At 69.1% G+C, this 15218-nt stretch carries 18 protein-coding genes; 15 read left to right on the forward strand and 3 right to left on the reverse strand.

What is annotated here, in order from left to right; genetic code table 11:
* Window positions 1–13: 13 nt before the first annotated feature.
* From G4H71_RS15555 to G4H71_RS15570, 4 genes are all read left to right on the forward strand, one after another.
* Entirely contained in the window at window positions 14–769 is a 756-nt protein-coding gene (locus G4H71_RS15555; RefSeq protein ID WP_175460998.1) for a phosphoglyceromutase, read from the forward strand.
* A gap of 147 nt (window positions 770–916) precedes the next feature.
* Window positions 917–2077: a sensor histidine kinase gene (locus G4H71_RS15560; protein WP_072738446.1), complete on the forward strand. Its 1161-nt coding sequence runs from the start codon at window positions 917–919 to the stop codon at window positions 2075–2077.
* Window positions 2078–2204: 127 nt separating this feature from the next.
* Window positions 2205–2894, forward strand: a complete 690-nt coding sequence (locus G4H71_RS15565) for a winged helix-turn-helix domain-containing protein (RefSeq protein ID WP_072738445.1) — start codon at window positions 2205–2207, stop codon at window positions 2892–2894.
* 77 nt (window positions 2895–2971) lie between these two features.
* The gene (locus G4H71_RS15570; protein WP_139183252.1) at window positions 2972–3550 is read left to right on the forward strand and encodes an LppU/SCO3897 family protein; all 579 of its coding nucleotides are present in this window, start codon (window positions 2972–2974) and stop codon (window positions 3548–3550) included.
* A 12-nt stretch (window positions 3551–3562) separates the two neighbouring features.
* Here the strand turns inward: G4H71_RS15570 and G4H71_RS15575 are convergent, their stop codons facing one another.
* Complete coding sequence (locus G4H71_RS15575; RefSeq protein ID WP_072738475.1) at window positions 3563–4351, reverse strand: DUF3109 family protein; 789 nt, start codon at window positions 4349–4351, stop codon at window positions 3563–3565.
* A 66-nt stretch (window positions 4352–4417) separates the two neighbouring features.
* Between G4H71_RS15575 and G4H71_RS15580 the strand changes: the two genes are divergently transcribed.
* From G4H71_RS15580 to G4H71_RS15590, 3 genes are read left to right on the forward strand one after another with little or no spacing between them, the layout of a single operon-like run.
* Window positions 4418–5371 (forward strand): Ppx/GppA family phosphatase, encoded by a 954-nt coding sequence (locus tag G4H71_RS15580; protein ID WP_072738443.1) that lies wholly within the window; start codon window positions 4418–4420, stop codon window positions 5369–5371.
* Window positions 5368–6627: an Rv0497 family membrane protein gene (locus G4H71_RS15585; protein ID WP_072738442.1), complete on the forward strand. Its 1260-nt coding sequence runs from the start codon at window positions 5368–5370 to the stop codon at window positions 6625–6627. The genes G4H71_RS15580 and G4H71_RS15585 overlap by 4 nt, the downstream gene beginning before the upstream one ends.
* Before the next feature lie 8 nt (window positions 6628–6635).
* Window positions 6636–7526, forward strand: coding sequence for a sugar phosphate isomerase/epimerase family protein (locus G4H71_RS15590; RefSeq protein ID WP_072738441.1), 891 nt, complete (start codon window positions 6636–6638; stop codon window positions 7524–7526).
* A 21-nt stretch (window positions 7527–7547) separates the two neighbouring features.
* Here the strand turns inward: G4H71_RS15590 and G4H71_RS15595 are convergent, their stop codons facing one another.
* Complete coding sequence (locus G4H71_RS15595) at window positions 7548–7964, reverse strand: hypothetical protein (protein ID WP_072738440.1); 417 nt, start codon at window positions 7962–7964, stop codon at window positions 7548–7550.
* A 97-nt stretch (window positions 7965–8061) separates the two neighbouring features.
* Here G4H71_RS15595 and G4H71_RS15600 point away from each other — a divergent pair, with 97 nt between their 5' ends.
* From G4H71_RS15600 to G4H71_RS15630, 7 genes are all read left to right on the forward strand, one after another.
* Window positions 8062–8733, forward strand: a complete 672-nt coding sequence (locus G4H71_RS15600) for a MerR family transcriptional regulator (protein WP_072738439.1) — start codon at window positions 8062–8064, stop codon at window positions 8731–8733.
* Window positions 8730–9587 (forward strand): thioesterase family protein, encoded by an 858-nt coding sequence (locus G4H71_RS15605; protein WP_072738438.1) that lies wholly within the window; start codon window positions 8730–8732, stop codon window positions 9585–9587. Before G4H71_RS15600 ends, G4H71_RS15605 begins: the two co-directional genes overlap by 4 nt.
* Before the next feature lie 83 nt (window positions 9588–9670).
* Window positions 9671–10486 (forward strand): pyrroline-5-carboxylate reductase, encoded by an 816-nt coding sequence (proC, locus tag G4H71_RS15610; RefSeq protein ID WP_072738437.1) that lies wholly within the window; start codon window positions 9671–9673, stop codon window positions 10484–10486.
* Between the two features lie 170 nt (window positions 10487–10656).
* On the forward strand, window positions 10657–10893 hold the full coding sequence (locus tag G4H71_RS15615) for a helix-turn-helix domain-containing protein (protein ID WP_072738436.1): 237 nt from the start codon (window positions 10657–10659) through the stop codon (window positions 10891–10893).
* Window positions 10894–11100: 207 nt separating this feature from the next.
* Complete coding sequence (locus G4H71_RS15620) at window positions 11101–11202, forward strand: 30S ribosomal protein bS22 (RefSeq protein WP_003402602.1); 102 nt, start codon at window positions 11101–11103, stop codon at window positions 11200–11202.
* A gap of 306 nt (window positions 11203–11508) precedes the next feature.
* Window positions 11509–12558 carry an NAD-dependent epimerase/dehydratase family protein gene (locus G4H71_RS15625; protein ID WP_371842510.1) on the forward strand — a complete coding sequence of 350 codons (1050 nt, stop codon included), beginning with the start codon at window positions 11509–11511 and terminating at the stop codon, window positions 12556–12558.
* On the forward strand, window positions 12555–13559 hold the full coding sequence (locus G4H71_RS15630; protein WP_072738435.1) for a lysophospholipid acyltransferase family protein: 1005 nt from the start codon (window positions 12555–12557) through the stop codon (window positions 13557–13559). The genes G4H71_RS15625 and G4H71_RS15630 overlap by 4 nt, the downstream gene beginning before the upstream one ends.
* A 133-nt stretch (window positions 13560–13692) precedes the next feature.
* Here the strand turns inward: G4H71_RS15630 and G4H71_RS15635 are convergent, their stop codons facing one another.
* Complete coding sequence (locus G4H71_RS15635; RefSeq protein WP_072738434.1) at window positions 13693–14664, reverse strand: HAD family hydrolase; 972 nt, start codon at window positions 14662–14664, stop codon at window positions 13693–13695.
* A 161-nt stretch (window positions 14665–14825) separates the two neighbouring features.
* Here G4H71_RS15635 and G4H71_RS15640 point away from each other — a divergent pair, with 161 nt between their 5' ends.
* Window positions 14826–15095 (forward strand): glutaredoxin family protein, encoded by a 270-nt coding sequence (locus G4H71_RS15640; protein ID WP_072738433.1) that lies wholly within the window; start codon window positions 14826–14828, stop codon window positions 15093–15095.
* Window positions 15096–15218: the final 123 nt, after the last annotated feature.

Raw genomic sequence — 15218 nt, forward strand, 5'->3', positions numbered from 1 at the left:
GGGGCATGCCAGGATGAACGGCATGAGTACCGGAACCCTCGTGCTGCTCCGCCACGGCGAGAGCGAATGGAATGCGCTGAATCTGTTCACCGGCTGGGTGGACGTCCACCTCACCGACAAGGGCATCGCCGAGGGCAAGCGCGCCGGCGAGTTGCTCCTCGAGAACGACGTGCTGCCCGACGTCCTCTACACGTCACTGCTGCGCCGTGCGATCAGCACGGCGAACATCGCGCTCGACGCCGCCGACCGGCACTGGATCCCGGTCGTGCGGGACTGGCGGCTCAACGAGCGGCACTACGGTGCGCTGCAGGGGCAGAACAAGGCACAGATCAAGGACAAGTACGGCGACGAACAGTTCATGTTGTGGCGCCGTAGCTACGACACGCCGCCGCCGCCGATCGAACCCGGCAGCGAGTACAGCCAGGACGGCGATCCGCGCTACGCGAACCTCGACGAGGTCCCGCTCACGGAGTGCCTGAAGGACGTCGTCGACCGGTTGATCCCGTACTGGGAGGACACCATCGCGAAGGACCTGCTCGCGGGGAGGAACGTGCTCGTCGCCGCGCACGGCAACTCGCTGCGCGCGCTGGTCAAGCATCTGGACGGTGTCTCCGACGAGGACATCGCCGGCCTGAACATCCCCACCGGTATCCCGTTGCGCTACGACCTGGACGAGAATCTGCGCCCGCTCGATCCCGGCGGAACCTACCTCGATCCCGAGGCCGCCGCAGCCGGGGCCGCCGCCGTCGCCAACCAGGGCGGCAGGTAGCGGGTCCGGTTCCGGGCGCGCAGGCCGGATGCTCGCCTCGAGCATCCGGCCAACGGCGGGTGAAGTCCCGGGAAACTGATCGTGACCGGGTAACGAACCGTGCGACCCGCCGTTCCCCACCCGGTTCACGCCCGTACGATTCCACACGTGAGCGTCGTTCAAGCCGTCCTGATCGCTGTAGTGGTCGGCTTCGCGGGATACCTGATCGGTGCGGTGGTGGTCCCCAAGTTGGCCACCCGCCACGATCAGCGTGTCAAGGAAGAGTCCGGCCTGACCATGTCGCAGGTGCTGGACCTGATCGTGCTCGCCTCCGAGAGCGGAATCGCCGTCGTCGACCGGTTCCACGACGTCGTTCTGTTCAACCCGCGCGCCGAGGAACTCGGTCTCGTGCGCCATCGGCTCGTCGACGACCGTGCCTGGGTCGCCGCGCAGCGCGTGTTCGCGACGGGGGAGACCGTGGAGGTCGACCTCTCCAGTCCGCATCCGCGGCGCCGGGACGACCGGATCGCGGTCCGCGGCACCGCACGCCTGCTGACGAAGGAGGACCACACCTTCGTCGTCGTGTTCGCCGACGACGATTCCGAGCAGGTCCGGATGGAGGCCACGCGGCGCGACTTCGTCGCGAACGTCAGCCACGAGCTCAAGACCCCGGTCGGCGCGATGGGACTGCTCGCCGAGGCACTGCTCGAATCGGCCGACGACCCGGAGTCGGTCCGGCACTTCGGCGAACGCCTGCTCTCCGAGTCGGTGCGGCTCGGCAAGATGGTCACCGAACTGATCGCGCTCTCGCGCCTCCAGGGTGCGGAGAAGCTGCCCGATCTCGAAGAGGTCGATGTCGACACCGTCGTCGGTGAGGCACTGCAACGGTCGAAGATCTCCGCCGAGGCCGCCGACATCACCGTCACCACCGACGCGGCCAGCGGCTACCGGGTGCTCGGCGACCGGACCCTGCTGGTGACCGCTCTGACCAATCTGGTGCAGAACGCCATCGCCTACTCGCCGAAGGCGTCGCCGGTGTCGATCAGTCGCTCCCGCAGGGGAGGCAACATCGCGATCTCGGTCACCGATCGGGGCGACGGCATCGCGAAGGCCGACCAGGAGCGGGTGTTCGAGCGCTTCTTCCGCGTCGACAAGGCGCGAGCCCGGGCCACCGGAGGTACCGGCCTCGGGCTGGCCATCGTCAAACACGTCGCCGCCAACCACCACGGATCCATCGAGCTGTGGAGCCGCCCCGGGACCGGTTCCACGTTCACCCTGCAGATTCCCGAGTACACCGACCCCACCTACCCCGACGAGGTCGGGTCGTGACGGAACCGATCCCGATACTGTCGGGTCGCCACGGAACCGAACCCGACACCGTCGGGTTCGCCACGGAAGATGAGGAAACAGGCATGACGCATCGACAGCTGACGGAGCCGGGCACGGAGGAGCGGCGATGACGAGTGTGCTGATCGTCGAGGACGAGGAGTCCCTGGCCGACCCGCTGGCCTTCCTGCTCCGCAAGGAGGGGTTCGAGACGACGGTGGTCGGCGACGGCCCGTCCGCGCTCGCCGAGTTCGACCGGGCCGGAGCGGACATCGTGCTGCTCGACCTCATGCTGCCCGGGATGAGCGGCACCGACGTCTGCAAGCAACTACGCAGCCGGTCCGGTGTGCCGGTCATCATGGTGACCGCGCGCGACAGCGAGATCGACAAGGTCGTCGGCCTCGAGCTCGGCGCCGACGACTACGTCACCAAGCCGTACTCGGCCCGCGAACTCATCGCCCGGATCCGGGCGGTGCTGCGTCGAGGAGCGGATCCGGACGCCGACTCCGCGCAGGACAATGCGGTCCTCGAGGCCGGGCCGGTGCGGATGGACGTCGAACGTCACGTGGTGAACGTCGACGGGGAGGCCGTCACGCTGCCCCTCAAGGAGTTCGATCTGCTCGAGTACCTGCTCCGCAACGCCGGCCGGGTCCTCACCAGGGGACAGCTCATCGACCGGGTCTGGGGCGCGGACTACGTCGGCGACACCAAGACCCTCGACGTGCACGTCAAGCGGCTGCGGTCGAAGATCGAGAAGGACCCCGCCAAGCCGCGGCACCTCCTCACCGTGCGCGGGCTGGGCTACAAACTCGACGCCTGAGAATCGGACTCCGCCACCCGCGGGGTAGCCTCACCGGCTGAGCGGGACAGTCGACGGGGGGTCGATACGAGGTGGCGATGTTGTGGACGATCGGTAAGCGCGTCGTGTACGTGCTCGGCGCCTCGATCCTCGTGGTCGTCGCCGTGATGGCGGTGTGGTCCCGGGAGAACGCGGTCGAGTACGCGGACGTCGGCAGCTGCGTGTCCGCGAGTGTCGTCGGTGTGGGCGCCAGCGGTCGGCAGGCCGAGTGCAGCGACCCGGACGCCCACTACGTCGTCGCCACGAAACCGGACCGGCGCAGTGAGTGTCCGGCGCCGGGATACGCCTCGTACATCCTCGACGAGACCAAGGGCAAGCGCATCTACATGTGCCTGGCACCGAACCTCTCCGAAGGACGCTGCTATGCCGACGTCGGTGCCGCGTCGTCGCCGATCGACGAGGTGGTGTGCCCCGAACCGTTCCCCGGCGGTGGGCCGGAGGAGCCGCCCACGGTCGACGTCCGGTCCGGGGAGCCACTGCGGGTCGTCCAGCGGCTCGACGAGACCGCCGACGCCGCGGTGTGCTCGGAGGGCACGACCGCGCTCGTGTATCCGCAGCCCGAACTCACCTACTGTGTGCACGACGCGCCCGAGGTGCCGCTGCTTCCGGTCGCCTGATCGCCCCGGCAGTCAGTGGTCGCCGGCTCGCCGGTTCGCCTCGGTCGTTGCCGGGTGCACGGCGATCAGCCCGAGCCCGGCGCGCCTGCGGCACAGCCGGGCGAGTTCCTCGTAGACCGCCTTCCCCAGCAACTCCGTCAGCTCCGGTGCGTACGACTGCCACACGGGCCGGGTGCCGACGTGCGCGTCCGGCGAACCCGAGCAGTACCAGTGCAGGTCCTCGCCGCCCTCGCCCCAGCCGCGACGGTCGTACTCGGTGAGGGTGGTCTTGAGGATCTCCGTGCCGTCCGCGCGCTCGACCCATTCCTGTACCCGGCGGATCGGCAGCTGCCAGCACACCTCGGGCTTGACCTCGAGCGGCTCGATGCCGCGCTGCAGGGCCATCGTGTGCAGAGCGCATCCGACGCCGCCGTCGAAGCCCGGGCGGTTGAGGAAGATGCAGGCGCCCTTGTGGCGCCGGGTGCGCAGTGCGGGCTCGTCGTCGAGTTCGTCCTCCTCGACGTAGCCCTTCTTCCCGAGACCCTTCTCCATGAACTGCCAGGTCTGCGGTGTGAGCATCTTCACGGCCTCGTTCAGCTTCTCGAGGTCTTCCTCGTCGGAGAGGAACGCGCCGTGCGAGCAGCACCCGTCGTCGGGGCGGTCCTCGAGGATGCCCTGGCAGGCCGGCGTGCCGAAGACGCAGGTCCAGCGGGAGAGAAGCCAGGTCAGGTCGGCCGCGATCAGGTGCTCGTCGTTGCCGGGATCGACGAACTCCACCCACTCGCGGGGGAAGTCCGGGGGAACCTCGGGAGTCGGAGTCATCTTGTGCGGACGCACTGCGCTACCTGCTGTCACAGTGCCCGACGGTAGACCCAGTACCGTGTATATGTGCGCCTTGGGGTACTCGACGTCGGAAGCAACACCGTTCACCTGCTCGTAGTGGACGCGCATCGTGGTGCGCACCCGACGCCGATGAGCTCGACCAAGGCGACGTTGCGCCTGGCCGAGAACATCGACGCCGCCGGTGACATCACGGAATCGGGCGCGTCGAAACTCACCGGCACGGTCGCCGAGTTCGCCGCGATCGCGCAGAAATCCGGGTGCGAGGAGCTCATGTCGTTCGCGACCTCCGCGGTGCGTGACGCGACCAACTCCGACTCCGTCCTCGCCCGGGTGCTCGCCGAGACGGGTGTGACGCTCGAAGTGCTCTCCGGGGTCGACGAGGCGCGGCTGACGTTCCTCGCCGTGCGCCGCTGGTACGGCTGGAGCGCCGGCCGCATCCTCAACCTCGACATCGGCGGAGGCTCGCTCGAGCTCACCAGCGGCTCCGACGAGGATCCCGAGGTCGCGTTCTCACTCCAACTCGGGGCCGGCCGGCTCACCCGGGACTGGCTCGAGGCGGACCCGCCGGGCAAGCGGCGCGTCGCCGTCCTGCGGGACTGGCTCGATGCGGAACTGGCCGCCCCGGCCAAGGAACTGCGCGCGGCCGGGGACTGGGATCGGGCCGTCGGCACGTCGAAGACGTTCCGCTCGCTGGCCCGACTCACCGGCGCCGCGCCCTCGACCGCCGGTACGCGCGTGCGACGCAGCCTCACCGCGAGCGGTCTCAGGCAACTCATAGCTTTCATTTCGCGGATGACTGCGTCCGACCGTGCAGAATTGGAGGGCGTGAGCGCGGACCGGTCTCGACAGCTGGTCGCCGGTGCGCTCGTGGCGGAGGCCAGCATGCGTGCGTTGGGGGTGGAGGAGATCGAGATCTGCCCCTGGGCGCTGCGTGAGGGGCTGATCCTGCGCAAGCTCGACACGGAGATGGGCGGAGAGTTGATGGTGAGTGCGCGATGACCGATGACACCCAGCAGATATCGGTCGCGGAGCTGCTGAAGCGGAACGGGCAGCAGGTAGGGGAGAGCCGTGGCGGTCGTCGTCGCCGCGGTGTCGCCGGCGGAATCTCGGTCGCCGAGCTGACCGGTGAGATCCCGGTCGTCCGGGACGAGAACCCCCGCGCCGCGGACCGGGACGACGAGGTCGAGGCACCGGCGGACCAGGGAACCGATGCCGCCCGCTCCGACGGGCCGTCCACTCGTGCATCGCGACGCCGCGCGGAGGAAGCGGAGCAGCAGACGCAGACGCCCGCGACGGGCTCGTCCGATGCAGCTTCCGCGTCCGCCGAGCCGGTCTCCCCGGCGAGGCCGGCGACACCACAGGCGAGGCCCGCGACACCCCCGGCGAAGCCGGCGACACCCCCGGCGAAGCCGGCGACACCACAGGCGAAGCCCGCGACACCCCCGGCGAAGCCGGCCACCCAGGTCTCGGCCCCCGCACTGGATTCGGCGCCGACGCAGGTACGGCCACCGCTGCCGTCCCGGCGCGCTCCGTTGTCGCCGGCCCCGGTCGATCCCGCCTCCGGTGCTGCCGACGAGGACGACGACGAACCGGTGGCGAGCCGTCCGTCGTTCCGTGCACCCGGCCCGAAGTCCCCGTCCCGGGACAATCAGGGTGCCTGGATCAGTCACTCGGCCGCTCGCGGCCGGGCAGCGGTCCCGCGCACCGACGAGAAGGGCTCCGACCCGGTCGAGATCGAGACCGTCACCGCCGAGTCGTCGCCGCGGTCCGGTGCGGACGAGCCCGCGGACGAGAAGCCGACGTTCCGGCCGGAACCTGCCCTGCTGTCCGGATCCACACTCGCAGGGGACCTGCTGAGGCAGTCCCGCCGCGCGCACACCGAGCGGGACGAGGAGGAGGCCCGCGCGGCCGAGGCGAAGGCGGAGGCGACGGCGGAAGCCGGCACCGCGGAGGACGCGGCCGACGACGACGCGCCGGAGGACGAGGCCCGCAGCTCGACCCGCGAGTGGCTCGTCCTCGCCGGCCAGGGGGTCGCCGCGGTGATCGCGGGAGCTCTGATGTTCAAGGGCTTCGAGAAGCTCTGGGACACCCTGCCCTGGGTGGCGTTGATACTCGCCGTGCTGGTCATCGTCGGCCTGGTGGCGATGGTGCGGATACTGCGCCGCACCGACGACATCACCAGCTTCGTCATCGCCGTCGTCGTCGGGATGATCGTCACCCTCGGCCCGCTCGCCTTCATGCTCGCGTCGGGCTGAGCGCACCGGTGGTCGGGGCAGTGGGCAACGGGGCGCCGGGCACGCGCAAGATCCTCGTCGGATTGTCGACGGCCTCGGTGTATCCGGAGAACACCGAGGCCGCGTTCCGCTACGCGGCCGAACTCGGGTACGACGGCATCGAGTTGATGGTGTGGGCCGAGTCGGTGAGCCAGGACCTGTCCGCGGTGCGCACGCTGATGCGCAAGTACGCGATGCCCGTCCAGGCCGTGCACGCCCCCTGCCTGCTCATCTCACAGCGGGTGTGGGGCTCCGATCCCGTGACGAAGCTCGAGCGGTCGGTGCGTACCGCGGAGAGCCTGGGCGCGACGAGCGTCGTCGTGCACCCGCCGTTCCGCTGGCAGCGCCGCTACGCCGAGGGCTTCGTCGATCAGGTGGCGGCGCTCGAGGAGGCGGGGGACGTCGTGGTCGCGGTCGAGAACATGTTCCCCATGCGTGCGGACGGGCTGTTCGGTGGCAAGGACAAGTCCGCGCAGCGGATGCGCAAGCGTGGCGGGCCGGGAGCGGCGCTGTCGGCGTTCAGTCCGTCCTACGATCCGACCGACTCCGACCACCGGCACTACACCCTCGACCTGTCGCACACTGCGACCGCGGGCACCGACGCGATGGAACTGGCCCGGCGGATGGGAGACGGGCTCGCACACCTGCATCTGGCGGACGGGCGGGGTGCGTCACTCGACGAGCACCTGATCCCGGGCCACGGCACCCAGCCGTGCGCCGAACTGTGCGCGCATCTCGTCGCCTCGGGGTTCGACGGGCAGGCGGTCGTCGAGATCAACACACAGAACGCCCGCACGCGCCGGGAGCGTTCGTCGATGCTCTCGCAGGCGCTCGCGTTCGCCCGCGAGCATCTGAACGTCACGGTGCCGCCCCGCCCCTGAACCTTCCCGCGCGCGGGAAGGTCAGAATGCGGCGACTCCGGCGGCGACGGTCGCGATGCCCGCGACGAGGAGCCCGACGGCGAGCACCGCTGCACCCGCCCAGATACACAGGACCATCCGGCCGGGACGCCGCGGATCGGTGCCGAGTACCGACAGGAAGAACCCTGCGGGTACCAGGATCGCCGACGAGAGGACGAGGACGCTGCCGGTCGTCGCCCACACGTCGGACACTCCGGCCGCGGTGGTGAGCAGGGCGACGACGAGGCCCAGCGTCACCAGGACCCCGGCGTGCGCGTGACCGGCCCGGAAGAAGGTTTTCTGCAGGTCGTTGGCGGGCACGCCCCCGGCGAGCACCCTCATCAGGAAGGCGCCGCCGGAAACGATTCCGACGACGGTCAGCACTGTGGCTCCGGTCACGACGGTGAGGACGGGGCTCATGGCGGGGTCTCCGTTCGAGGTACGCTCGAGCAAATGGATACTGCGACTATCCAATAGTGGATAGTGTGAGTATCCAATGTCAAGCGGAGGAGGCCGAGTGCGCGTTTCGGAACTGGTCGACCGTTCGGGCGTCCCCCTCGCCACGATCAAGTACTACCTGCGAGAAGGGCTGCTCATGCCGGGCACGCCCACCAGTGCGACCCGGTCGAGCTACGGCGACGAGCACGTCCAGCGGCTGGCACTGATCAAGGCGCTGGCCGGCGTGGGGCTGCCGATTCCCCGGATCCGGCGAGTTCTCGGGCTCGTCGACGAGCCCGAGAACTCGTTGTTCGAGGACCTCGGGGCGGCCATCGCGCAGTTGCCTCCCTACCTCGACGCCGCCGAGCGGTCCGGCGATCATCCGCGCGCCCGGGCCGCTCTCGAGCGTCTGGGCCTGGAGTACGACCCGCGCTATGTGGCGGTGGCGCAACTCGAACGGGCACTCGCAACGGTGGAGGCCGCCGGGCTGCCCATGACCGGCGAACGCCTCGACACCTATGGTCGTCACATCGGTGCCATCGCCGAGTTCGACATCTCGCTCATGCCCGCGAGCGCCGTCGACGAGGCCGTCCGGTACGCGGTGCTGGGTACTGCCGTGTACGAACCGGTGATCACCGCGCTGCGGCGGATCGCACACGGCGACCACGCGGCGCGGAGACTGCGCTCCGGCCCTGTCCACACTCCCGCGACCACCGACCCCGACCCCGACGATCACAGGAACAGCACATGACCGGCACCCCCTTCCGTGACCTCACGACCCTCGTCGACCTCGGCGACGGTCGGTTCACCGCGACGATCGACCCCATGTGGACGATCGGTCCCAAGGTTCACGGCGGATCGATGATGTCCCTGGCCGCCGTGGCGGCGCGCAACGCACTCCTCGGCACCGACCGGCCCGAGAGTTCGGCGCCGCCCGCCGGAGGCGCCGTGCAGCCGCTGGCGGTCTCGGCGAACTATCTCGCCGCCCCGGACCCGGGTGAGGTCTCGCTGACGGCCACGATCCGCAAGCGCGGCAAGCAGGTCTCCTTCGTCGACGTCGAACTCGCTCAGGGCGACCGGGTTGCGGTGCGGGGGTCGGTGACACTGGGAGTGCCCGACTCGGAGGTCCCCACCTACGCCACCGACACGGCACTGGCGGCGCTGCCCGCCGAGCCGCCGTCGGACGCGGTGGTGCTCACCGACGACCATCCGATGGGCAGGATCGTGCACGTGTCCCGCGGCTGCGACATGCGGATCGACGGATCGTCCGCGCACTTCCTCACCGGCAGTCAGGGCGAGCCGGAGGTCCGCATGTGGGTGCGCCCGCGCCCGGACGACGAGAACGACGCCGACACCGCAGCGCTGTTCGCGATCATGGCCGGGGACATCAGTGCGCCGGTCACGATGAACCGCGGCCTGTTCGGGTGGGCGCCGACCGTCCAGCTCACCACCTACCTGCGCCGACGGCCCACGCCCGGATGGTTGCGGGTGATGGCCAGTTCCGCGGTACTCGGCGGAACGTGGTTCGAGGAGGACCACACCGTCCTCGACTCCACCGGAGCCGTGGTGGTACAGAGCCGACAGCTCGCGATGATCCCGCGCTGACAGAATTCCGGGTCCTTCCGGCACCTCCGGACCGGGCGATGCCGGGTCCCACCCGGGCGAGGCACCGTGGCAGGCTTGTCGCCATGACGAGAATTGCGGTAATCGGTGGTGGCCGGATCGGTGAGGCCCTGATCGCGGGACTGCTCCGAGCCGGGCACGCGGTCAAGGATCTCGTGGTGGCCGAGCATTCCCCGGTGCGGTCGAAGGAGATCGCCGACGAGTACGGAGTGCTGGTCACGGGCATCCGCGACGCAGCGGAGGGTGCCGATGTCATCGTCGTCGCCGTCAAGCCCGGCGACGTCGAGAAGGCCACCGCGGAGATCGACAAGGCTGATCTCGACAGCGACCGGGAGCAGATGCTCGTGTCCCTCGCCGCCGGCGTGCCCACCGTGTTCTACGAGAAGCGGCTGCCGGCGGGTTTCCCGGTGGTCCGGGTCATGCCGAACACCCCGATGCTCGTGGGTGCGGGCATGAGCGTGATCGCCCCCGGCCGCCACGTGAAGGACGAACATCTCGAGCTGGTGCGCGGAGTCCTCGGTTCCGTCGGTTCCGTCGCCACCGTCCCGGAGAGCCAGATCGACGCGGTCACCGCGGTCTCCGGCTCCGGTCCGGCCTACGTGTTCCTGGTCGCCGAGGCGATGATCGACGCGGCGGTGGGCCTCGGTCTGCCGCGGGCGACGGCCTCCGAACTGGTGACCCAGACGATCGCGGGCTCGGCGGCGATGCTCGGTGGTTCCGGGGAGAGCCCCACCGAACTGCGCGCTGCGGTCACCTCTCCCGGCGGAACCACGGCGGCTGCGGTGCGTCAACTCGAGTCGCACGGGGTGCGAAAGGCGTTCTTCGAGGCGCTCGAGGCCGCGAAGTCCCGGTCCGCGGAATTGGGTTCGGGAATCGAATAGTTGCGCTCGAGCAGCGGCGGGATACCTCTCGGTGTCCACTTGGTGAACTCCAGAATCCCACACCCGTCGCAGTAACCCCACCGGTCCCGCTAAGCTCGGGTCAGCACGTTCGTGTCTGTTCCGCCGGAGGGGAAGCCGGCGGCGCGGGACGTGCCGGAGGTAAGTGGTTGATGACGTCTGCACAGAGACCGTCGAAGGGAAACCCTTCCGATGGGCAATCCGGCCTGGCCGGGACGCAATTTCTCACCGTCGCCGAGGTCGCAGCACTGATGAGAGTGTCGAAGATGACTGTGTACCGACTGGTGCACAGCGGCGAACTTCCTGCCGTCCGGGTAGGCCGTTCGTTCCGGGTACACGCGAAAGCAGTGCACGACTATCTGGAGACGTCCTACTTCGACGCCGGCTGACGGCCGGGGTCGAAGTAGGGTGGTGTTGCCCCTCGTTTTCCGGGGCGAGCCAAGACCGGTACGATTACCGACTGTCGTACCAAACCGGCACGGTGCCTCTCCAGGCACCGAGCCAGGTGAACGAGGCCCCGGGCGTCCAAGGGCGGCGCCGGCGTACGTGACCGGCGTGCGCATGAACGCTAGAGAAGAACGTGAGGAACACCCGCTATGGGTTCAGTGATCAAGAAGCGACGCAAGCGCATGTCGAAGAAGAAGCACCGCAAGTTGCTTCGCCGGACGCGAGTTCAGCGTCGCAAACTCGGCAAGTGAGCGCCTGCCGTCACTTCGGCGGATAGGGCTTTCGCATCTCGATGCCCGTCACCCTCGTGGTGGCGGGCATCGAGTGTTTCCGGGTCCGTCGTGTCGGCGTTCCCTGCCCCGGTTTCTCATGCCTGGGGGCCGGCGCGCTGGACGGCCGGGCCCTGAATGCCCGGTCGGAATATCCGGGGGAAACTGGACATCGATTCAGTTTCTCCTGCATGAAGCGAGATCGCGCGGCGCCCCGTATCGTGGTGCCCACTCACTACGGGAACGGGGGTTCGGGTGGTTGACGGCGAAGGGTCTGGAGGCGCCACGGTGGAGACGCCGCGCGTGGCGTTGGTGACCGGTGCGAGCAGGTTCCTCGGCGGCTATCTGGTGACCAGGCTGGCGCAGAATCCGGCCGTCGAGCGGATCATCGCGGTCGATTCGCTCTCACCGACGAAGGACATGCTGCGGCGGATGGGGCGCGCCGAGTTCGTGCGCGCCGACATTCGAAATCCGATGATCGGCAAGGTCGTTCGAAATGCCGGCGTGGACACGGTGGTGCACGCATCGACGCTCAGCCGGGCGCCCAAGTCGGGGAGCCGGGCCGCCATGAAGGACATGAACGTCATCGGGGCGATGCAGCTGTTCGCGGTGTGCCAGAAGGCGCCCACGGTGCGCAAGGTCGTCCTGCGCTCGACCACCTCGGTGTACGGGTCCTCGGCGAAGGATCCGGTCAAGTTCACCGAGGAGATGAGCGCCCGGCGTCGGCCCGGCGGCGCCTATGCGCGCGACAGCATCGAGATCGAAGGCTATCTGCGGGGCCTCGGACGGCGTCGTCCCGACATCGACGTGTCCATCCTGCGTCTGGCACCGATGGTCGGTCCGCGGCTCAACGGCACCGTGGCGCAGTACCTGACGTCCCCGATCGTGCCGACCATCGCGGGACGCGATCCGCGACTGCAGTTGCTCCACGAGGAGGACGCTCTCACCGCGCTCGACCGGGCCGTCGTCGGTGGCCCTGCCGGCACCTTCAACGTGGCCGGTGACGGAGTGGTGATGCTCTCGCAGGCGATCCGCCGCGCGGGCCGGGTCGAGGTCCCGATCCCGTCCCCGTTGTTCCGGAGTCTCGGGAGGGCGCTGATGGGGCCGGTGATGCGTTCGTACACCGACGAGCAACTCGAGTACTTCAACTTCGGCTGCGGCATCGACACCACCAGAATGCGCACCGAACTCCGGTTCGAGCCTCGCTGGACGACGATGCAGGCCCTCGACGACTTCTCCCGCGCCACCGGTGCCCAGCCGGTCGGAACCGCCCGCTTCGTGGATGCCACCGAGCGAGGGCTGCTGACGCTCGTCGGAACACCGGGGAGCGCCGGGTGAGCGACGTGGCAAAGGTGATCCCCCTGCACTCCCGCAGCTCCGTCGACCGGAGCGCGTACGCCGCCAGCGAGGCGCGGCACCCGTCCGGGGTCCTGCCTCCGGTGACGCCGGTCGAGGCGTCCGAGGCCGCCCCCGATTCGGTCGTCGACGGGGTGCGTCGTGCCCTCGCCGATCAGATCGTCTCCGTGGCCGAGTTCGTGCGCCGTCGCCTGTCCGGCGACTATCACGTCGACGATTTCGGGTACGACCCGCATTTCGCCGAGAACGTGTGGCTTCCCGTCCTGCGGCCACTGTTCGACAAGTGGTTCCGGGTCGAGGTCAGCGGTATCGAGAACATTCCGGACAGTGGCGGTGCCCTCGTCGTCGCCAACCATGCGGGTGTGGTGCCGATCGACGGCCTGATGACGTCGGTGGCGGTGCACGACCGTCATCCGCAGCATCGTCCGCTACGGATGCTCGCGGCGGACCGGGCGTTCGAGATGCCCGTGGTCGGGGACATCGCGCGCAAGGCGGGGCACACCCTGGCCTGTACTCCCGACGCCGAGCGACTGCTGCGCTCGGGAGAGCTCGCGGCCGTCTTCCCCGAGGGGTTCAAGGGCATCGGCAAGCCGTTCCGGGAGCGGTACAAGCTGCAGCGGTTCGGTCGCGGCGGGTTCGTCTCGGCGGCGATGCGCACCGGCGCGCCGATCATTCCGTGCTCCATCGTCGGGTCGGAGGAGATCTATCCGAAGATCGGGGACCTGAGCACTCTCGCCCGGCTGCTGGGGATGCCGTACTTCCCGGTGACCCCACTGTTCCCGCATCTCGGCCCGCTCGGCCTGGTTCCGCTGCCGTCCAAGTGGTACATCGAGTTCGGCGCCCCGATCACCACCGAGAACTACGACGCCGCGGCGGCCGAGGATCCGATGGAACTGTTCGAGGTCACCGACCACGTGCGCGAGACCATCCAGCAGACGCTGTACCGGCTCCTCGCTCGTCGCCGCAACGTGTTCCTGGGCTGAACCCGGCCCGTCCGGCGCGTGATCTACCCCCTCAACTGGGACGATGTCACATCGGTTCGATCTGACGAATACGGTGTGACATCGTGCCGGGCCGAGGTCGATCAGCCGGGAGGTCGATCAGCCGGGAGGTCGATCAGCGGTGTTCGCGGCGGCGAGCAGCCACCGCACCCACCGCTCCGCCGACGGCACCGATCGCCAGGGCGGTCGGCACGCCGATCTTCGCCGCCTTGCGGCCGGTGCGGAAGTCACGGATCTCCCAGCCGCGGGTCTTGGCGAGTTCACGCAGGTCCGTGTCGGGGTTGACGGCCACCGCGGTGCCCACCAGCGAGAGCATGGGGACGTCGTTGTAGCTGTCCGAATAGGCGGCACATCGACGCAGGTTGAGGCCCTCACGCACGGCGAGTGCGCGGACGGCGTGCGCCTTGCCGAGCCCGTGCAGGATGTCGCCGACCAGCCGCCCGGTGAACACGCCGTCCTTGCTCTCGGCGACCGTGCCGAGTGCGCCGGTGAGGCCCAGTCGCTTGGCGATCACCTGTGCCAGTTCCACCGGGGTGGCGGTCACCAGCCACACCTGCTGCCCGGCATCCAGATGCATCTGCGCGAGCGCGCGGGTGCCCGGCCAGATCTTGTCGGCGATCACCTCGTCGTAGATCTCCTCACCGAGCCGCGCCAGTTCCGCTGTCGAGCGGCCGGCGACGAAGGACAGGGCCTTTTCCCTGCCCTCGGCGACGTCGTCGCTGTTCTCCTTGCCGGTGACCCGGAACTTCACCTGTTTCCAGGCGAAGTCCACCAGGTCCGACGTCTTCAGATACTTGCGGGCGGCGAGCCCCCGCGCGAAGTGGATGATCGAGGCACCCTGCACCATCGTGTTGTCGACGTCGAAGAACGCGGCGGCGGTCAGATCGAGTGGTACGTCGATCCGGTCGGTGTCCGCGCTCCCGGCCTCCTGTAGTGCGAGCGCGGCGTCGGCACTGGCCTCGCCCGCCATGTTCGCGCGGACCTCGGCTTCGCTCGGACCCAGTGGGTTCCGGAACCGGCGCCGGCCCGGCAGGACGAACTCCGCCCATCCCTCGCCGAAGCCGTCCGGTATCAGTCGCGCAGGCACTCGCACCTCCCGTATCGCCGAAGCGTCCTGGCAGTAGCCTATCGCTCGAATCCCGAGGACAGCGGCCGGATCGGCGCGACGCGGAACACCTGTGATCGCCGTCTCCGAACGCGCTGGTCGGAGGCTGTGCCGCCGGGCCGGATCAGTGAGGAGATCGCGACGTGACAGAGTGGGACGGCAACAGCCACGAGGTGACACTTCTCACCCGCGCCGGGTGCGGTGCGTGCGTGGGTGCGTGGGCCGAACTGGTGGCGGTGTGTGCGGAGTTCGCGGTGACCCCCACCCAGCTCGACGTGGACGATGTGGCGGCCTCGCAACCCGATCTACGTGCTGAATTCGGCGATCGGCTACCCGTCGTGCTACTCGACGGCAGGGAGCACAGTTACTGGGACGTCGACGTGGAGCGCCTTCGGGCCGATTTGCGCAAGTAAGGCGCGCCTAACTCACTCCGTTTCGGACGCTTTGCAGGTGGGAGCACATAAGCCGCGCCGTCAGCGACTTTGTGCATGGGTTCACAAGCGGTTACCGTGGTGTGAACGAATTCCCCGGAGCAT

It is taken from the genome of Rhodococcus triatomae (assembly GCF_014217785.1).
GTDB lineage: Bacteria > Actinomycetota > Actinomycetes > Mycobacteriales > Mycobacteriaceae > Rhodococcus_F > Rhodococcus_F triatomae.